Origin of the sequence: Streptomyces sp. NPDC001532 (assembly GCF_040298625.1) — a bacterium.
GTDB lineage: Bacteria > Actinomycetota > Actinomycetes > Streptomycetales > Streptomycetaceae > Streptomyces.
The window spans coordinates 147,699-166,307 of sequence record NZ_JBEPAL010000013.1; the positions used below are offsets into that span (position 1 = coordinate 147,699).

The 18,609-nt window shown below is 72.3% G+C and carries 13 protein-coding genes; 3 read left to right on the top strand and 10 right to left on the bottom strand.

The annotated features are described in order from the left end of the window. Positions 1–64: 64 nt before the first annotated feature. Complete coding sequence (locus tag ABT232_RS15290) at positions 65–994, top strand: LLM class F420-dependent oxidoreductase (protein WP_351840369.1); 930 nt, start codon at positions 65–67, stop codon at positions 992–994. Positions 995–1,551: 557 nt separating this feature from the next. Here the strand turns inward: ABT232_RS15290 and ABT232_RS15295 are convergent. From ABT232_RS15295 to ABT232_RS15305, 3 genes are all read right to left on the bottom strand, one after another. Continuing rightward, positions 1,552–3,249, bottom strand: a complete 1,698-nt coding sequence (locus ABT232_RS15295) for a flavin monoamine oxidase family protein (protein ID WP_351840370.1) — start codon at positions 3,247–3,249, stop codon at positions 1,552–1,554. A gap of 49 nt (positions 3,250–3,298) precedes the next feature. Then, positions 3,299–4,087, bottom strand: coding sequence for a carbon-nitrogen hydrolase family protein (locus tag ABT232_RS15300; protein ID WP_351840371.1), 789 nt, complete (start codon positions 4,085–4,087; stop codon positions 3,299–3,301). Positions 4,088–4,689: 602 nt separating this feature from the next. Beyond that, positions 4,690–5,895 (bottom strand): MFS transporter, encoded by a 1,206-nt coding sequence (locus ABT232_RS15305; RefSeq protein ID WP_351840372.1) that lies wholly within the window; start codon positions 5,893–5,895, stop codon positions 4,690–4,692. A 263-nt stretch (positions 5,896–6,158) separates the two neighbouring features. Here ABT232_RS15305 and ABT232_RS15310 point away from each other — a divergent pair, with 263 nt between their 5' ends. Next, the gene (locus ABT232_RS15310) at positions 6,159–6,617 is read left to right on the top strand and encodes a hypothetical protein (RefSeq protein ID WP_351840373.1); all 459 of its coding nucleotides are present in this window, start codon (positions 6,159–6,161) and stop codon (positions 6,615–6,617) included. A gap of 124 nt (positions 6,618–6,741) precedes the next feature. Here ABT232_RS15310 and ABT232_RS15315 read toward each other — a convergent pair whose 3' ends face one another. From ABT232_RS15315 to rpe, 6 genes are all read right to left on the bottom strand, one after another. Beyond that, positions 6,742–7,194 carry an Lrp/AsnC family transcriptional regulator gene (locus tag ABT232_RS15315; protein WP_189878031.1) on the bottom strand — a complete coding sequence of 151 codons (453 nt, stop codon included), beginning with the start codon at positions 7,192–7,194 and terminating at the stop codon, positions 6,742–6,744. A gap of 10 nt (positions 7,195–7,204) precedes the next feature. Continuing rightward, complete coding sequence (locus tag ABT232_RS15320) at positions 7,205–8,662, bottom strand: amino acid permease (protein WP_351840374.1); 1,458 nt, start codon at positions 8,660–8,662, stop codon at positions 7,205–7,207. Positions 8,663–9,013: 351 nt separating this feature from the next. Beyond that, positions 9,014–10,456 (bottom strand): GuaB1 family IMP dehydrogenase-related protein, encoded by a 1,443-nt coding sequence (locus ABT232_RS15325; RefSeq protein ID WP_351840401.1) that lies wholly within the window; start codon positions 10,454–10,456, stop codon positions 9,014–9,016. Between the two features lie 131 nt (positions 10,457–10,587). Beyond that, the gene (locus ABT232_RS15330; protein ID WP_351840375.1) at positions 10,588–10,902 is read right to left on the bottom strand and encodes a barstar family protein; all 315 of its coding nucleotides are present in this window, start codon (positions 10,900–10,902) and stop codon (positions 10,588–10,590) included. A gap of 144 nt (positions 10,903–11,046) precedes the next feature. Continuing rightward, positions 11,047–12,090: a sugar-binding transcriptional regulator gene (locus ABT232_RS15335; protein ID WP_351840376.1), complete on the bottom strand. Its 1,044-nt coding sequence runs from the start codon at positions 12,088–12,090 to the stop codon at positions 11,047–11,049. Between the two features lie 89 nt (positions 12,091–12,179). Continuing rightward, positions 12,180–12,866 (bottom strand): ribulose-phosphate 3-epimerase, encoded by a 687-nt coding sequence (gene rpe / locus ABT232_RS15340; protein ID WP_351840377.1) that lies wholly within the window; start codon positions 12,864–12,866, stop codon positions 12,180–12,182. A gap of 148 nt (positions 12,867–13,014) precedes the next feature. Between rpe and ABT232_RS15345 the strand changes: the two genes are divergently transcribed. Next, positions 13,015–15,165 carry an MMPL family transporter gene (locus ABT232_RS15345; RefSeq protein ID WP_351840378.1) on the top strand — a complete coding sequence of 717 codons (2,151 nt, stop codon included), beginning with the start codon at positions 13,015–13,017 and terminating at the stop codon, positions 15,163–15,165. Here the strand turns inward: ABT232_RS15345 and ABT232_RS15350 are convergent. Beyond that, the gene (locus tag ABT232_RS15350) at positions 15,134–18,514 is read right to left on the bottom strand and encodes a tetratricopeptide repeat protein (RefSeq protein WP_351840379.1); all 3,381 of its coding nucleotides are present in this window, start codon (positions 18,512–18,514) and stop codon (positions 15,134–15,136) included. The genes ABT232_RS15345 and ABT232_RS15350 overlap by 32 nt on opposite strands. Positions 18,515–18,609: the final 95 nt, after the last annotated feature.

The window sequence follows — 18,609 nt, forward strand, 5'->3', positions numbered from 1 at the left end:
ACGCTGAATCGTTGTAAGTTGAATGATCAATTCAGCGTCGCTCACGCAAAGGAGCACACCCCCCATGACGATCCGACTCGGTCTCGGACTCCCCCAGTCACGCCAGTACGACCTCGGCCGCGACGTCCCCGAGGTGGCGCGCGCGGCAGAGGCCATCGGCTACGAGAGCCTCTGGGTCTTCGAACGCGCGTTATTCCCCGAGCCCGCCACCCAGGGCCTGTACGGCGTCCCGGGCCTGCCCTGGCCCGACTTCTACCGGCATGTCGCCGACCCGCTGGTCACCCTGACCCTCGCCGCGGCGGCCACCGAGCGGGTAAGGCTCGGCACCAGCGTGCTGGTGGCCCCGCTGCACGTGCCGTTCCAGCTCGCCAAGACGCTCGCCACCCTGGACGCGGCCAGCGGCGGCCGGGTGATCGCCGGATTCGGCACCGGCTGGTCGGTCGACGAGTACGCGGCCGCCGGAGTCCGTCCGTTCGAGGAGCGCGGCCGGGCCCTGGACGAGCTGATCGAGGTGTGCCGGGCGGTGTGGGGCCCGGACCCCGTCGCCTACGACGGCGAGTTCACCAAGATCGCCCCCGCCGTGGTCGGCCCCAAGCCCGCCCGGCCCATCCCCCTGCTGCTGGCCGCGTCCGGTGCGCGGGCGCGGCGCCGCCTGGTGGACCACGCCGACGGCTGGCTGCCGGTGGCCATGGGCGTCGACGCGCTGGCGGAGCAGTGGCGCGGCCTCCAGGAGCTGGCGGCCGAGCGCGGCCGGACCACGCCGCTGCGGACGGTGCTGCGAGTCAACGCGCACTACACCCGGCAGACCCACGAGGGCTCCGACCGGCAGCCCTTCCAGGGCAGCGTCGACCAGATCGTCGCCGACCTGGTGCCTTACGCGGAGCTGGGCCTGGAGGAGATCATGATCGACTTCCTGGGAGCCCCGCGCGACGCCCGGGAGCTGATCGACGTGGCCGAGCAGGTCTACGCGAAGACCCGCGCGGCCGGCGTCTGAGGCTTCCGGGGGCGGGAGCTGGAGGCGTAGCCGAGGGCCGGAGACCGGAGGCTGGGAGCTGGAGTCGGAGGCCGGAGCTTGAGTCCGGGGCCGGGAGCCGGGAGCTGGAGTCCGGGGCTGAGAGCCGGAGCTGGGAGCTGGAGTCCGGGGCCGGCAGCCGGAGCTGGAGTCCGGGACCCGGAGCCGGGAGCTGGAGTCCGGGACCCGGAGCGGGAGCTGGAGCCATAGCCGGGGCCCGAAGCCGGGAGCCGGAGTCCGGACCGGAGACTGGGAGCCAGAGCCGGCAGCTGGATCCATAGCCGGGAATCCCGGGGCTGAGAGCCGGAGCCCTGGAGCCGAGAACTCAGTACTCAGAATCGGCCTCTGGGGCTCGGCCCCCCGGAGTCGGTCTCCCGGAGGCTCCGCCCTGGGGCTCGGCCCCCCGAAGTCGGTCTCCCGAGGCTCCGCCCTGGGGCTCGGCCTCCGGGAGCTCGGCCCCAGACCTCGACCTCCAGGGCGCTGGACCCTAGACCTCGACCTCCGGGGGGGCTGGGGCCTCGGAGGCCGGTCCCTTCGGGTCAGTCCTCGGGCAGCTCGACCGGGGCGATCTCGTCGTAGACGTCGCCGGGGCCGGGGTTGGCCGCGTCGGTCTCCCCGCCGAAGTGGTGCATGACGCCCCAGACCGCGTTCAGCGCGGTCTGGACGGCGCCCTCGGCCCAGCCGGCCGTCCAGGAGATGTCGTCGCCGGCGAGGAAGACGCCGCGCTTGTCCTCGGGCAGCCGGTCCTGCATGAAGTGCGTGAACAGGCGGCGCTGGTAGCGGTAGTGGCCGGGCAGGTTGGCCTTGAACGCGCCCATGAAGTAGGGCTCGTTCTCCCAGGAGACCGTCACCGGGTTGCCGATGATGTGCTTGCGGATGTCGACCTTGGGATAGATCTCGCCGAGCGACTTCAGCATGACCTCCATCCGCTCGTTCGCGGACAGCGGCAGCCACTTCAGGCTGTCGTCGCACCAGGTGTAGGACAGGCAGATGACGGCGGGCTTGTCGGGTCCGTCGTCGAGGAGGTACGTACCGCGGGTCATACGGTCGGTGAGCGTCATCGACATGACGTCCCGCCCGGTCTCCTCGTCCTTGTCCAGCCAGAACGGCCGGTCCACCGGCACGAAGAGCTTGGAGCTCTCCATGTAGTGGGTGCGCTCGATGGCGGTCCAGTGGTCGATCGGGAAGAGCGAGTCGTCGCAGGCGATCTTGGACAGCAGCATCCAGGACTGGGCGGTGAAGATCGCCGCCCGGTAGGTGCGGATGTCGCCGTTGGCGTCGGTCACCGTGATCCGGTTGCCGGCGGTGCGGTTCAGCCGGGTCACGGCCGGGCGGGGCTCGCCGTTCTCGTGCAGCGACGCCAGCGAGGTGCCGTACGGCCAGTGCACGATCTTCTCCGGCTCCCGCTCCCACAGGCGCAGCGGCAGTTGCTGGGAGCCGCCGACGATGCCGCGGTGGTGGTCGTCCGCCTCGGTGTAGACGACGCGGAGGATCTCCAGGATGGAGTTCGGGAAGTCGGTGTCCCAGCCGCCGGTGCCGAAGCCGACCTGGCCGAAGATCTCGCGGTGCCGGAACGACTTGAAGGCCTCGGAGTCGCAGAGGAAGCCGTAGAAGGTCTGGTTGTCCAGCTTCTCGACGAGCTTCGCCCAGATCTCACGGATGCGCGGCACGTCCCGCTCGCGCATCGCGCGGTTCATGTCGGAGAAGTCGGCGCCTTCCTCCAGGCACTTGTTCCACGCCTCGGCCACATCGCGGTAGACCTGCGGCAGGTCCTCGATGGTCTCGGCGTAGTGCGTCTCGCCCTTGAGGTCGACGACCGTGGAGGGGGTGGTCTCCGCGAGCGGGTTGGGGAAGGGCCGGGTCTCGAGGCCGACCAGGTCGATGTAGTGCTGGAGGGCGGTGGAGGACGGCGGGAAGCGCATCGCGCCCATCTCGGCGGTCAGCGCCGGGTCGCAGCCGTCGAAGCCGACGGTGCGCAGCCGGCCGCCGATCTGGTCGGCCTCGTAGACGACGGGCTTGAGGCCCATCTTCATCAGCTCGTAGGCGGCCACGATGCCGGACAGGCCGCCGCCGATGACCGCGACCTCGGCGCCGTGCTCGGTCGCGGGTATCTGGCCGAGGCCGGCCGGGTGGGCGAGGAAGTCGTCGTACGCGTACGGGAAGTCCGGGCCGAACATGGTGATCGGCGGCTGCTGCTCGTCGGCGTGCTCGACGGCGTTGGGCACCGTGGACGTCATGGGGTACGGACTCCTTGCGCGAAAAGAACGGGGGGAAGGCGGTGGGGGTTCAGACGAGGGACCCGTAGAGGCCGGGACGCCGGTCCGTCAGATACGGGTTCGCCTCGCGGGCGGCGGCCAGGAGGACGGGGTCGACGTCGGCGACGACCAGTTCCTCGGCGCGGCCGGCCCGGGTGCGGGCGACGCCGTCGGGACCGGCCAGCGTGGAGAGCCCGACGAACTCGAACTCCCCTTCCGTGCCGACCCGGTTGACGTACGCGACGTACATCTGGTTCTCGAAGGCGCGCACCGGGACCAGGTGCTCGGGGACGAACTGGAACGGGTGCATCTGGGCCGTCGGCACCAGCAGCAGGTCGGTGCCCGCCAGGGCGTGGGCGCGGACGTTCTCCGGGAACTCGACGTCGTAGCAGATCATGATGCCGACGCGGACGCCGTCGATCTCGGCCTGTACGACCGGCTGGTCGCCCGGGGTGAAGTGGTCGCGCTCGAAGCAGCCGAAGAGGTGGGTCTTGCGGTAGTTCGCGAGACGGGTGCCCTCGGCGGAGATCAGCTGGGCCGAGTTGAAGACGGTCTCGCCGGAGCGCTCGGGGTAGCCGTAGGCGATCGCGAGCCCGTGCCGGCCGGCGATGTCCGCGATCGCGTCCGCGCAGTCGCCGTCGGCGGGCTCGGCGAGGCGCGCGATGTCGTCGCCGATCGCGTACCCGGTCAGGAACATCTCCGGCGCGGCCAGCAGCCCGGCACCCGCGGCGGCGGCCCGGCCCGCGGCGTCGTCGAGGACCTTGAGGTTCTCGACGGTGGAGCCGGGGCGGCCGGAGCTCTGGAGCAGGGCGATGCGCATGCTGGTTCCTCACCGGGCGGGAAGGGGGTCGGGGGGCCACGTAGACCGTACGGTCGGCCGACCTGGCCGGACAAGAAGGAGCCGTTGCGCGCGGGTGAGCGGTTCGTTGCGTGGGCCGGGGCGGTCGCGACGATTCGTTGCGCGGCTCGGACGACCGGTCCGGCCCTCTTCGGGCGGCGCCCGGGGGCGACCGGACCCCGGCGGCCGGCGAAGGAGGCGACGCGCCGGGCGCGGGGCGGGCGGCCGGCTCCCTCACCTGCGGAAAAGGGCGGCCGGGGGCGTTGCCGCGCATCATCGCGCAGCGGTGGCCGGGCGACTCACCCCCGGAAAGGGGAGGCCGGGGGGACCGCGGCGAATCGTTGCGCAGTCCGGATCTCCGGCCCCGGCCCTCCCGGGTGCCCGCACCCCAGGAAGGCGGCAGCGCCGGGCGGAGGGAGGACGAGGTCGTCCAGGGTGCCGCGCGGTGCGGGCTCGGCGGCTGGCCGCATCAGCTGCCGGGAGAAACTTCTGTCGGCTCCGGCGCGAGCATCGCCTGCGGCCTGCGGGGGGCGACCGCAGAGCAGTCCAGCCCCGGGTGAACGTGCCGCTCCGGCGCGATGGCCTCACCCTCGGGCCGGGCCCGGCCCCGACCGGGGGCCCGTCCTCGTCAGCAGTAGGGCCGTCACCAGGTACGGCAGCGCGAACAGGGTGAAGACGGTGCCGTGGGCGGCGGTGTCGCCGAGGGCCGCGTAGCCGCCGTACACGGTGATCGTGGCCAGTTCGGTGCCGAGGCCCGCCAGGGAGGTGAGCGTGGCCCGCTCGCCGTCCTCGACACGGTGCTGGAGGCGGACGTCGGCGAGGATCGTGGCCAGCTGGAAGCCGCCGAAGGCGAGGGCCACCAGGCCGAGGCCCACCGCAGTGCCGGCGCCGGCGCCGACGGCCAGGGCGAGCGCCGCGCCCGCGAGCACTCCCGCGAGTCCCTTCGCACCGAGGCCCGCGGCCCGACCGGCGAGCAGGCTCCCGGCGGTGGCTCCGGCCCAGATCAGCATGATCAGGTACGGCACCAGCCCGTCCGGCACCCCGGTCTCCCGCACCAGCAGCGGCGTGTACTCGTCGAGCGCGCCCCACACCGCGCCCACGGCGGGCACCAGCAGCAGCGCGCCCCGCAGCGAACGGTCGCCGCGAGCGGCGGCGAGTCCGGACCGCAGGGTCGTGACCCAGCCGTCGCCCGCGCTCGCCGGCTTCCGGTGCTCGGGGAACCGGGTCGCCGTCGCCGCGGTCAGCAGGGCCGCCAGCACGCTGGCCGCGCCGACCACCGCGTAACCGCCCTCCGCGAAGACGGGCCCGGCGACGCCCACCGCGCTGACCGTGGCCAGCAGACGGGCCGCGTGCGCCCGGCCCAGCACGCGCGCGTACCGGTCGGCGGCGCCGAGCCGGTCCAGCTCCTCGTACACCAGCGCCTCCAGCGCACCGGAGCCCAGCGCTCCGCCGGCACCCCACAGCACGAAGCCGGCCGCGAAGGCCGCGTACGAGGGGAACAGCGTCCACAGGGCGAAGCCGGCGGCGGTGAGCAGCGGGCCGAGCCACAGCAGCAGCCGACGCGAGAAGGCGTCCGCCCAGGCGCCGGACGGCACCTCCAGCAGGACACCGGTGAGCGACCAGAGCGCGAACAGGGAGGAGATCTGCCAGAGCGACAGACCGGTGTCGGCGAACAGCAGCGCGTACACCGGGTAGAGCAGGACGAAGTCGTCGAGGAACGCGTAGCCGTACAGCGTGGCCGTGAGGCGGCGGACGCCGGCGGCGGGCGCGTGTGCCGGTGAAAGTGTCATGAGGCCTTCCCGCAGGGACGGATCGGATGCCGGGGGTACGGCGTCCGAGGCGGCCCTCGGGAGGCACGGCGGGTGGATCAATGTCGCCAGGTCATGGCACCGATGGTAGGCGGGCCGGGCTCACTCGCGCAGGGTCTTTCCGCGCCTGGGGTTCCGTCCGTGAGGTCCCTCCGTGAGGTCCCTCCGTGAGGAGGAGGCCGTGGGGCCTTGCGGCGCGTCAGACTTCGGGACAGAAGCCGAACCGTCTGCCGAAGGGGTCCTCCATGGATGCCGCGTACCGCCCCGCCCTGCCGTTCGTCGACGCGCACACCTCGGTCGTCGCCGCGGCGCCGGACGCCGTGTGGCAGGCGGTCGCCGAGGCCGTCGAGCGCTCCTTCGCGTCCGGGCGGACCGGTGCCGTGGCGCGTCTGCTGGGCTGCGCCGACCGCGCCGCCGCCGGGCCGCGGCCACCGGCGAAGGGCTCGGCGACACCCGGGTTCCATGTGGTCGGCGCGGTCCCCGCGCGGGAGCTCGCGCTGGCCGGAAGCCACCGCTTCTCGACGTACGCCCTGGTCTTCCGGCTGGAGGAGGCCGGTGCGGGGCGGACCCGGCTGCGCGCCGAGACGTGGGCGGAGTTCCCGGGTCCGGCAGGCCGGGTGTACCGGCTGCTGGTGATCGGAACGCGCGGCCACGCGCTGGCGGTACGGCGTCTGCTGGCGTCGGTCCGCAAGCGCGCGGAGTGAGACCGGTCGACGAGACCGGTCGACGAGACCGGCCGGTGAGACCGGCCGGGACGAACCGGAGCCGCCCGAACGGACGCGGACCCCTTACGTCGAGTCAGGCCGGGTCAGGCCGAGTCAGGTCGGGTCAGGTCGGCGAGCCGGAGGAGAAGCGGCGCAGCAGGGGCGAGAGCACCAGCACCGACTTGGTGCGCTCCACGAACGGCTCCCCCGCGATCCGCTCCAGGACCCGCTCGAAGTGCCGCATGTCGGAGGCGAAGACCTGGGCGATCGCGTCCGCGTCCCCGGTGACGGTGGACGCGGCCACGACCTCCTGGTACCGCTCCAGGCCCCGCTGGATGGTCTCCGGCGAGGTGTTGCGGCGGCAGTGGATCTCGACGAACCCCTCGGTCTCCCAGCCCAGCGCCGCCGGGTCCACGCGGACGGTGAATCCGGTGATGGCTCCGGTGGCGCGCAGCCGGTCCACGCGCCGTTTCACGGCGGGCGCGGACAGGCCGACGAGTTGGCCGATGTCCGCGTAGGAGCGGCGGGCGTCCTCGGCGAGGGCGTGCACGATGCGTTCGTCGAGATCGTTCAGCACTGTGGGGTGATCACTTCTCAGGTGTTGCGAGTCGGGAGCGGCGGTAGCCGTAGAGGAAGTAGAACACGAGACCGGCGGCCATCCAGAACCCGAAGACCACCCAGGTCACGGTGTCGAGGCTGAACATGTTGTAGGCGCAGAAGAGGAAGCCCAGGACGGGCAGCACCGGGCCGAACGGGACCTTGAAGGTGCGCTCCAGCTCCGGGCGCTTGTAGCGCAGCACGATCACCGCGATGTTGACCAGCGCGAAGGCGAACAGGGTGCCGATGCTGGTGGCGTCGACGAGCTTGCCCAGCGGGATGAGGGCGGCGAGCACACCGCAGAACAGGGAGACGATCACCGTGTTGAGGCGCGGGGCGCCGGTCTTCCGGTCGACCTTGCCGAGCGCCTTGGGGACCAGGCCGTCGCGGGACATCGCGAACAGGATGCGGGTCTGGCCGTAGAGCACGGTGAGGACCACGCTCGCGATGGAGATGACGGCGCCGAGGGCGAGCAGGGTGCCCCAGAACGTCTGGCCGCTGACGTCGTTCATGATCGCGGCGAGGGAGGCCTCGGAGCCCTCGAACTTGGTCCAGTTCCAGGCGCCGACGGCGACACCCGCGACCAGCACGTAGAGCGCGGTGACGATGATCAGCGAGAGCATGATCGCGCGCGGCAGGTCCTTCTTCGGGTCCTTGGCCTCCTCACCGGCGGTGGAGGCGGCGTCGAAGCCGATGTAGGAGAAGAAGAGGGTGGCACCGGCGGCGCTCACGCCCGCCATGCCGAGCGGCATGAAGTCGGCGTAGTTGCCGGACTTGAAGCCCATGAAGCCGACCGCGCAGAACAGCACCAGCGCGGCGATCTTGACGGCGACCATGATCGTGTTGGCGCGCGCGGACTCCCGCACGCCGCCCAGCAGGAACACCATCGCGAGCAGGACGACGATCAGCGCCGGCAGGTTGATGATGCCGCCCTCGCCGGGCGCGGAGGACAGCGCGGACGGGATGGTGACGCCGATGGTGCCGTCGAGCAGTTCGTTGAGGTACTCGCCCCAGCCGACCGCGACCGCGGCCACCGAGACGCCGTACTCCAGCACCAGACACCAGCCGCAGACCCAGGCGACCAGCTCACCCATGGTTGCGTACGCATACGAGTACGAGGAGCCGGCGACCGGGATGCTGCCCGCCAGCTCGGCGTAGGAAAGGGCCGAGAAGAGGGCGGTGAGACCGGCGATGACGAACGCCAGGGTGACCGCGGGACCGGCCTCGGGGACGGCGTCGCCGAGCACGACGAAGATGCCGGTGCCGAGGGTGGCACCGATGCTGATCATGGTCAGCTGCCACAGCCCGAGGGAGCGTCGCAGCGAGCCTCCCTCACCCTGGCCGCCCTCCGCGACCAGGTGTTCCACCGGCTTGCGGCGCATCAGGCGCGCGACGACGCCGAGGGGTGGCTGGGGGCGGTTCTGCGGGGGTGCGCCTTGGTCGAGCACGCTGCTGGCTCCTTGTCGCTGCCGGTCAGGGCGGCGGGGACCGACGGCACCCCGGCGACAGCCGGAACCCACCGAGCGGGGTCCCCGCCACGCCACGTACAGCGCAGCACTCTATGGGCGGGGCGTTGCGGCCGTAATGCAGCAACCTTGCGCATCTCCGCAAGATCATTGCGTCTGCGGGGGCCGGACGGGGGTTCGTTGCGTGAGGGCTGTCGAGTGTTGCGTTCCGGTGCGCGGCGGGGCTTTTCGAGGTGGGGCTCCGGGCACGCGCCGGGCACGCGAAAGGCCCCCGGATCTCTCCGGGGGCCTTGCGTGAACCGGGCCGGCGAACCGGCCGGCGAGCGCGGCGGATCAGCTCCAGCTGGCGTGCAGGGCCTTGCCCTCGGCGTAGCCGGCGGCGCTCTGGATGCCGACGATCGCCTTCTCGGCGAACTCCTCCAGGGAGGCGGCACCGGCGTAGGTGCAGGACGAGCGGACGCCCGCGATGATCGAGTCGATCAGGTCCTCCACGCCCGGACGGGCCGGGTCGAGGAACATCCGGGAGGTGGAGATGCCCTCCTCGAACAGCGCCTTGCGGGCGCGGTCGTACGCCGACTCCTCCGAGGTGCGGTTGCGCACGGCACGCGCGGAGGCCATGCCGAAGGACTCCTTGTAGGCGCGGCCGTCGGCGTCGTGCTGGAGGTCGCCCGGGGACTCGTAGGTGCCCGCGAACCAGGAGCCGACCATCACGTTCGAGGCGCCGGCGGCGAGGGCCATCGCCACGTCGCGCGGGTGGCGGACACCGCCGTCGGCCCAGACGTGCTTGCCGTACTTCTTCGCCTCGGCGGCGCACTCCAGGACGGCGGAGAACTGCGGCCGGCCGACGCCGGTCATCATCCGCGTGGTGCACATGGCACCGGGGCCGACACCGACCTTGATGATGTCGGCGCCCGCGTCGATCAGGTCCTTGACGCCCTCGGCGGAGACGATGTTGCCCGCGACGATCGGCACCTGCGGGTCGAGCGCCCGCACCACCTTGATCGCGCTGATCATCGACTCCTGGTGGCCGTGCGCGGTGTCGATGACCAGCGTGTCCACGCCCGCGTCCAGCAGCTGCTTGGCCTTGCCGGCCACATCGCCGTTGATGCCGACGGCGGCGGCGATCCGCAGCCTGCCCTTGGCGTCGACGGCCGGGGTGTAGAGGGTCGCGCGCAGCGCGCCCTTGCGGGTGAGGATGCCGGCGAGGCGGCCGTCACCGTCGACCGCGGGGGCGTAACGGCGGTTGTGGTGGTCCAGGGTGTTGAACGCCTCGCGCGGGTCCATGTCCGCGTCGAGCAGCAGCAGGTCCTTGGACATGACCTCTTCGAGCTGCGTGAAGCGGTCGACGCCGGTCAGGTCGCGGTCGGTGACGACACCGATGGGCCGCTGGTCCTCGTCGACGACGACACCGGCGTTGTGCGCGCGCTTGGGCAGCAGGGACAGCGCGTCGGCGACGGTCTGGTGGGGGGCCAGCACGATCGGGGTGTCGAGCACCAGGTGGCGGCTCTTGACCCAGGAGACGACCTCGGTGACGACCTCGATCGGGATGTCCTGCGGGATGACCACGAGGCCGCCGCGCCGGGCCATCGTCTCGGCCATGCGGCGGCCGGCGATGGCGGTCATGTTGGCGACGACGAGCGGGATCGTGGTGCCCGTGCCGTCCGGGGAGCTGAGGTCCACGCCCTGCCGGGAGCCCACCGCGCTGCGGCTCGGCACCATGAAGACGTCGTCGTACGTGAGGTCGTACGAGGGCTGGAGGTCGTTGAGGAAACGCACGTGCTGCACATCCCAGTCGATCAGAGGTGGCCCCCGGACAGGTCAGCCAGGGGGAAAGAGCACGTACTTCATTCTCCCATGAGGCCCGGTCACCGGTGTACGGGCGGTTCGTCCAGGCTGGCCGGCGAGCGTTAGGAGGATCCTCCGAGAGCGAGCTGCACGGCGAGCGCCGGAGTGTGGTCCACCGCCTCGCCGAACACCTCCTGGGCGATCTCCCACTCGTCCGGCCGCGCCTTCGCGTACCCCTGCCAGTTGCGTACGACGATCAGCAGGCCCCGCTCGACGGCGCCGTCCGGCCACAGGGTGTGGTCGCCGAGGCTGTCCGCGAGCGCGTCCCAGTTGCGGCCGAACCAGTCGGGCAGCCGCAGGGCCCGGGCGCAGCGGTCCATCAGCTCCGCCTTGCCGGTGACCCCGCCGAGGTCCAGCGTGACCGCCACTTCCGCCATCTCCGCACCGCCCTGAACGATTGGTCATGGTCATGGTCATGGGTGGATCTGGCCGTATCACCAGTCGCCCCGGGGACGGAGCGGCGAGGGCACCGGCTTCCGCCGGTGCCCTCGCCGTCCTCACGCTCTCCGCCAGTGCCCGCCTCAGTGCCCGTCGGGGTCCGACCGGTTCAGTGCGGGCTTCGGGGCCGGGCCGGCCGTCATCAGGTAGTCGGCTGCCGAGGTGTCCGTGACCAGGCTGGTGACCAGCCCGGAGCGGAGCACCGCGTCGATCGCGGACGCCTTGCGCTGCCCGCCCGCGATCGCGACCACCTCGGGGATACGGCGCAGCTGGTCGGCCTTGACCGTGATGCACCGCTCGCCGAGGTCCCGTCCGATCCGGCGCCCCTCGGCGTCGAACAGGTGCGCGGACATCTCGGCGGCGACTCCGAGGGAGGCGTAGTGCGCCCGTTCCTCGTCGCTGAGCATGTCGTGCACCGTGGAGATGCCGGGCTCCCAGGAGCCGATGGAGACGCAGGCGACCGTGACCTTGTCGAAGTACTCGAAGGCCCGGGCGAGGCCGGTCTGATTGCGCAGCGCCGCCGCGGTGGCCGCGTCCGGCAGCAGCATCGGCGCGTAGATGGGGTGGGCGTCGCCGCCCGAGACCTGGGCGGCGCGCCGCACCGCCTCCACCGAGCCCCGCTCGGCGGTCCCCGCGTCGTAGACACCCGTCAGCTGCACCACCGTGCAGGGCGGCAGCCGGTCGAGGGCGGCGGCCATGTGGATGGTGGACCGGCCCCAGGCCAGCCCCAGCACATCGCCCTCGTTGACCAGCTCGCCGAGCAGGTCGGCGGCCACCTCGCCGAGGTTCTCGGGGTCGGGCGTCTCCTCCGACTCGGGCGGGGACTCGACCACCACGGCGTGCCTGAGGCCGTAGCGGGCGCGCAGCGCGTCGGAGCGCTCGGCGTCCAGCTCGGCCGGGACTCGGATCTCGATGCGCACGAGATCCCGTTCGAGGGCGGTCTCCAGGACCCGGGCCACCTTGAAGCGGCTGACGCCGAACTCCTCGGCGATCTGGATCTTGGACTTGCCCTCAAGGTAGAAGCGGCGGGCCATGGCCGCCGCCTGCACCAGCTCAGCGGGTCCCATCCGCATGGCTGACCGGCCCGCCGACATACCCGACACGGCGATCTCCTCACTGCTGTTCACACTCTGGATTCGCCGTTCATCCTTGCAGATCCGGCGCGGTCGATCAGCCCTGATCGGCGCCTGATGGGCGCCGTTCACGTAACCGTGGCTCAGTGGTCGCACGCCCATGCCGCGTGCCGGGTCGCGGCCTCGGCCTTCGCCCGCAGCGCACGGACCGCCGCGGCCGGGTTCTCGGCACCGTAGACCGCGGAGCCCGCGACGAAGACGTCGGCGCCGGCCTCGGCGCACCTCTCGATGGTGGAGTCCGCGACTCCGCCGTCCACCTGGAGCCACAGCTCGAGGCCGTGCTTGCTGATCAACTCGCGGGTGCGGCGAATCTTCGGGAGCATGATGTCCAGGAACGCCTGACCGCCGAAGCCGGGCTCGACCGTCATGATGAGCAGCATGTCGAGCTCGGGGAGCAGGTCCTCGTACGGCTCGATGGGCGTGGCGGGCTTGAGCGCCATGGAGGCCCGGGCACCCTTGGCCCGGATCTCCCGGGCGAGCCGCACCGGGGCGGCGGCCGCCTCGACATGGAAGGTGACGGAGGAAGCCCCCGCTTCCACGTACTGGGGGGCCCAGCGATCGGGGGCCTCGATCATCAGATGGCAGTCCAGCGGAGTGTCCGTCGCACGGGCCAGGGACTCTACGACCGGCACACCGAGCGTGAGGTTCGGGACGAAATGGTTGTCCATGACGTCGACGTGGAGCCAGTCGGCCCCTTCGACCGCCTTCGCCTCGTCGGCGAGGCGCGAGAAGTCGGCGGACAGGATGCTGGGGTTGATCTGCACGGCCATGACCCAAGCCTGCCATGCCCTCCGGGGGTTGGCCGCATCGGTCCCGCACGGATACCGTCGGTGGTCCTCCGCGGGCCGTGTGTGCCCGGCCGCACAGCTCTCCGCGTCTCTTAGCGTCCCTTAGCGCCCCTTATCGACAGAGGTCGGCATGAACGGGAAAAGAGGTGTCGCCCATCTCGTCTGCGGGCGGCGTGCCAAGTGGCTGGTGCTGGCGCTGTGGATGGTGGTGCTCTTCCTGACGGCGCCGTTCGCGCAGAAGCTCACCGACGCCCAGGACAACGACGCGGCGTCCTGGCTGCCCGGCTCCGCCGAGTCCACCCAGGTGCTGGAGATCTCCGAGGACTTCCGGCCCGAGCAGATCCCGGCGGTGGTCGTCTACGCGCGGGAGAGCGGGCTCACGGCCCAGGACCGGGAGCGGATCCAGGAGGACGTCGGGCAGCTCCGGCAGCTCTCCGACCACGGCATCCGCGGTGACGAGACCCGAGGGCCGGTCTACGACCGGCAGACCGATCCGCGGGCCGCCCAGGTCCTCGTACCCATCACCATGGACGAGCAGGGCTGGGAGCGGATCTCCCCCGCGGTCGAGTCGATCCGCGAGGACGTCGGTGAGGGCGGCGGCGGGCTGGCCGTGTACATCACGGGACCCGGCGGCACCTCCGCCGACTTCGCGGAGGCCTTCGAGGGCATCGACTCGACGCTGCTGCTCGCGGCCATGGGCGTGGTCGTCGTCATGCTGCTGATCACCTACCGCAGCCCCACCCTCCTCCTGGTGCCGCTGCTGTCGGTGATCGCCGCGCTGTTCACCGCGCAGGCGCTGATCTACTTCATGGCCGAGCACGCCGGGCTGACCGTCAACGGCCAGAGCGCCGGCATCCTCACCGTGCTGGTCTTCGGCGCGGGCACCGACTACGCGCTGCTGCTCGTCGCCCGCTACCGGGAGGAGCTGCGCCGGCACGAGGACCGGCACGAGGCGATGGCCCTCGCCCTGCACCGCGCGGGCCCCGCGGTGCTCGCCTCCGGCGCCACCGTCGTGCTCAGCATGCTCGTCCTGCTGGCCGCCGAGATGAACTCCACCCGCGGCCTCGGTCCGGTCGCCGCCATCGGCGTGGCCGTCGCCCTGCTGGCGATGCTGACCCTGTTCCCGGCGCTGCTGGTGATCGTGGGCCGCTGGATCTTCTGGCCGGTGATCCCGCACCACGGCAGCGAGGACCCCACCGAGCGCGGCGTCTGGGCCCGCACCGGCCGCCGGATCGCCCAGCGTCCGCGCGTGGTGTGGGGGGTGACGGCCGTGGTCCTCGCCGTCTGCTCGCTCGGTCTGCTCCAGCTGCGCGCCGAGGGCCTGAGCAACGCGGACGCGTTCACCGACAGACCCGACTCGATCACCGGCCAGGAGGTGTCCGCCCGCTACTTCCCGGCCGGCAGCGGCGATCCGCTCGTCATCGTCAGCAACCAGGCGCAGGCCGAGCAGGTGGGCCGGGCGGTGGCCGGCACCCCGGGTGTCGTACCGGAGTCGCTGGGCGTGCCGCCCGGCACGGAGCCCGTGCACGACGGTCAGGTGCTGTTCGAGGCCACCATGACCGACCCGGCCGACAGCGAGGCGGCGAAGGAGACCGTCGAACGGGTCCGCGACGCCGTGCACGCGGTGCCGGACGCCGACGCGCAGGTGGGCGGCGGGACGGCGGCGCTGCTGGACATGGACGCGGCGACCACCCATGACAACATCCTGATCATCCCGCTGGTGCTGGTCGTGGTGCTGCTGATCCTCTGCGTCCTGCTGCGCGCCCTGATCGCCCCGCTGCTGCTGGTCGGCACGGTGATCCTGTCGTTCGCGGCGGCGCTGGGGATCAGTGCGTTCGCCTTCCGGTACGTCTTCGACTTCGCGGGCGAGTCGACGGACTTCCCGCTCTTCGTCTTCGTCTTCCTGGTCGCCCTCGGCATCGACTACAACATCTTCCTCACCACCCGCATCCGCGAGGAGGCCGCCCGCCAGGGCACCCGCCGGGGTGTGGTCACCGGCCTCGCGGCGACCGGCGCGGTCATCACCTCCGCCGGCCTGGTCCTGGCCGGCACCTTCGCCGCCCTGGGCACCCTGCCGATGGTCGCCTTCGCGGAGATCGGCTTCGCGGTCGCGCTCGGCGTGCTGCTGGACACCTTCATCGTGCGGTCGGTGCTGGTGACGGCGCTGTTCATGGACATCGGACCGAAGGTGTGGTGGCCGCACCGGCTGGCGCGGGAGGACGGCGGGGCGCGAAAGGAGCGGACCCCGGTCAGCGATTCCGCCGGGCCGCCGTCGCCTTGAGGAAGCGGCCGGTGGTCAGGGTGTCCGGGTGAGTCAGGCCGAGGACGCGGATCTGGTCCTTGAGCAGCGCGGAGCCGAGTTCGGCGCCTCGACGCGGATCCCGCCTCGCCGTGAGACCGGCGATACTGAGCCGTACCGTGAACGTGTCACGGTGGTCGGGTCCGTGCACTTGGAGCACATCCGGCAGCAGCGCGATCAGGCGACGCAGCGCCTGCTGCGGGCGGCCCGCCCGTGCCGTGCTCAGCGCCTGGAGCAGGCGGGCCTGAAGAGTCTCCGGATGGGTCCGGCCGAGAGCTCGGCAGCCGTCCTTGACCACCGCGTCGTACAGTTCCAGGGCCCGCTCCACGCGTCCCAACCGTTCCGTCATGCCGGCGTCGAGCCGCCGCGCCATTAGGGTGATCGGATGGTCCGGTCCCAGGACGCGGTCCAGCGCCGGCCGCAGTTTCTCCAGCTGAGCAGCCGCCTCACGGGTGCGATCCAGCCTGTCCATCATGTGGATGATGTCGCACCAGGTCCGGAGCGTGTACGGATGCTCCGGCCCGCGGGTGCGCTCCCAGTCCGCCGCCAGCTCGACGCTCATCTCCAGGGCGCGCTCGGTTTCGCCGCGCAGGCCGATGCAGGTGATGAGGTTGCCGCGGGTGATCAGGGCCTCCGGGTGGTCGGGACCGAGCAGCCGGCGGCGATCCTCCAGCAGGTCCTGCAACAGGTCGTGAGCCGTCGCGGTGTCGCCCCGCGTCAATGCCGCCACGGCGACGCTGTTGCGGGAGAGCAACGTCTCCTGGTGATCGGGCCCCAGCAGCCTCAGACGGTCGTCCAGCAGTTCCGTGAAGAGCCGCTGGGCCCCGGACACGTCGCCCAGTTCCGCCCGCCACTGCGCGATGTGATGCCGCGTGACGAGGGTCTCCCGGTCGTCGGGGCCGAGAATGCGCAGCCGGTCCGGAAGCAGGGCCTCGGCCAGTTCGAGTGCTGTGCGCACATCACCGGAGTGCGCGGTCCACCGCGCGATGTTGCTGCGCACCGCCAGGGTGAGGCGGTGTTCCGGTCCCAGCGCCTGCTCGATCTCCGGCAGGAGAGCGGTGCACCGCTGCAGAGCGCGGCGCGCCTCGCCCCCGGCTCCTTCAGCGGCGGCGAGGTTGGCCTGCGCCGTCATGCTCAGCAGGTCGTCGCCCTCCGGCGGCCGTAAGGAGCTGTACAACTCCACGGCTCCTTGGACGTCGCCCGTCATCAAGGTGTAGTGCGCCAGGTTGTACTGAGTGGTCGTGGCGAGGGCATCGTCCTCGCCATACGCCTCCCGCACCACCTCGTACCAGTACCGCCACTGCGCCAGATTGTCCGCCGGCACCGGTGACGGCCGCTCCGCCAGCCGCTCCACCGCCGCCACATGCGCTCCCGAGCGCCACAGATGCCCCGGCTCCGCCCGCCGGGCGTAGTCGTGGAGCGGTTCGTTCGCCGTCGCGGGCGTGTAGCGGTCGGCGGGGGCCAGCCGGGCCAGCGCCGCGGCCAGGGCGCGATGGCCCTCGGTGACGTCGACCGCGTACGCCGTGGCGTCCGCGCCTCCGGTGAGGTGGTCGACGAGCGACTGGTGGAACAGGCCGAGGAGGCGGGTCTCGGTGCCGCCCTCCCCCGCCGGGGCCTGGACGACGTAGCGGCGCAGCGGGGCGGGGAGGTCGCCGGGTTCCTCGGCTCCCAGCTCGCGGCAGGCGGCGTGCAGCAGTTCGCGGGGCAGGACGGCGCCGGTGCCGGCGGCGGCCAGCACGGTGAACGCGGCCCGGACCGGGGAACCGGGCGCGTCCCAGGTCCCGCCGCCGTCGAGGGCGCCGTCGAGGACCCGGTCGTAGACGGCGCCGAGGCCCTGCGGCACCTCCTCGGCGCTCAGGTGCGGGTCGCCGCGGACGTGGTCGGCGAGCAGGGAGGCGACCAGCCAGCTGCCGCCCGCGGCGCGGACGATCGCCTCCCGCAGATGCTCGGGCACCTCCTGCTCGGCGAGGGAGCGGCGCACCTCCTCGTCGGGGGCGGCGGCCAGTTCGACGGTCCGGTCGGCGCCCGCCGGTCCCACGCCGGGGCGGGCCGAGACGATCACGCGGACGTCCGCGCCGCCGTCCGGCAGCGCCCGCAGCCGCTCCACCAGTTCCCGTATCTCGGCGGCGGCGCTGTCGGCCAGCTGGTCGAAGCCGTCGAGGACGAGCCGCACCACGGTGCCGGGCGGCAGCAGGCCGAGCGGCCCGAGGAGCAGCCGTTCGGTCAGCGGCATCCGCTCCCACTCGTCGCGCGCCACGGACGCCTCGTGGTGCTCGGCGGCCGCGGTGAATCCGGGCACGGTGACGCCGAGCTGCTGGGCGAGGTCCCGGGCTGTGCGGTCGCCGGTCTCCTGCTGCTTGAGCAGCCGCAGTCCGTGCACGAACCGCTCCGGCACCCGTCCGCCGGTGACCTCGCGCCGGGTGAGCGCGGCGAGCAGGGTGGTCTTGCCGTGCCCGGCGGGCCCGCTCACGACCACGAAGCGGTGCTCGGCGGAGGCGTCGACGACCTCGGTGAGGGCCGGGACGGGCCGGAAGTGCCGCAGCGCCTCGCGCAGCGCGGGCAGGTCGGCGCGGGACAGGGCGGGCAGGGATCCGGCCCGCCCGACGAGTGCGGCGTTGCGCGCCACCCACAGCCCGCTGCCGCCCTTGGCGCCGTCGAGGGTGAGCATGGCGGGCTGCTGCCGCCGTTCGAAGCGCTCGGCCGCCCGCTTGAGGTCGTCGGCGCGCAGCCGCTCGCCGAGGGCGATGTGGCCGTCGCGGATCAGCTCGGTGGCGCCGCGGGTGAAGGCGCAGTCGTACGCGTCGTCGCCCACGTTGGCCGCGGACAGCACCTGGATGCGGCGCCGCAGGTCGGCGTTGAGCCCGGTCCAGCGCGCCGCGGCCTCGGTGACGCCGGCGCCGGACATACAGGCGTCCAGCAGCAGGACCAGCTCCACGCCGGGCTGTCCGCCGAGCAGCTCCCTGAGGTGCTGGACGATGCCGTACGGCCCGTTCGGGTGTCCGGGACGCGGGGTGCAGCCCTCGGGGAGGACGTAGAAGTCGCCGCCCGCGTCGATGCCGTGGCCGATCCAGGCGAGCAGCAGCAGCCCGCCGGCCCGCCCGGCCGTGGTCACCGCCTCCGCCACGGCCTCGTACGTCGCCGTCCGTCCCTCGTCCAGGAGCAGGGTCCGGCCGTCGGCCAGGGCCGGACGGGAGCCGCCGCGCAGCGGATCGCGCAGGACGGAGTCGAGTTCCGTGGCCGCCTCGGACAGCCGCTCCAGCGCCAGTCGCGGTCCCAGCGCCGAGCACTGCGAGGCGATCACCAGTGAGAAGCGCGGTCCCTCATTGCTCATGGAGACAGCATGGTGAGACCTGTCGCTCTGTCAAACTCAGCCGTAACGGCGGGAGATGACGTCCGCCGGTGTCGGAGACGGACGAGGAAGGGCGG

What these genes read in the sequence shown, in the direction of transcription:
- rpe (WP_351840377.1), bottom strand. Translation starts at nt 12,866, where the DNA reads ATGGCCGTGCAGATCAACCCCAGCATCCTGTCCGCCGACTTCTCGCGC.
- ABT232_RS15305 (WP_351840372.1), bottom strand. Translation starts at nt 5,895, where the DNA reads ATGACACTTTCACCGGCACACGCGCCCGCCGCCGGCGTCCGCCGCCTC.
- ABT232_RS15350 (WP_351840379.1), bottom strand. Translation starts at nt 18,514, where the DNA reads ATGAGCAATGAGGGACCGCGCTTCTCACTGGTGATCGCCTCGCAGTGC.
- ABT232_RS15290 (WP_351840369.1), top strand. Translation starts at nt 65, where the DNA reads ATGACGATCCGACTCGGTCTCGGACTCCCCCAGTCACGCCAGTACGAC.
- ABT232_RS15310 (WP_351840373.1), top strand. Translation starts at nt 6,159, where the DNA reads ATGGATGCCGCGTACCGCCCCGCCCTGCCGTTCGTCGACGCGCACACC.
- ABT232_RS15345 (WP_351840378.1), top strand. Translation starts at nt 13,015, where the DNA reads ATGAACGGGAAAAGAGGTGTCGCCCATCTCGTCTGCGGGCGGCGTGCC.
- ABT232_RS15330 (WP_351840375.1), bottom strand. Translation starts at nt 10,902, where the DNA reads ATGGCGGAAGTGGCGGTCACGCTGGACCTCGGCGGGGTCACCGGCAAG.
- ABT232_RS15300 (WP_351840371.1), bottom strand. Translation starts at nt 4,087, where the DNA reads ATGCGCATCGCCCTGCTCCAGAGCTCCGGCCGCCCCGGCTCCACCGTC.
- ABT232_RS15295 (WP_351840370.1), bottom strand. Translation starts at nt 3,249, where the DNA reads ATGACGTCCACGGTGCCCAACGCCGTCGAGCACGCCGACGAGCAGCAG.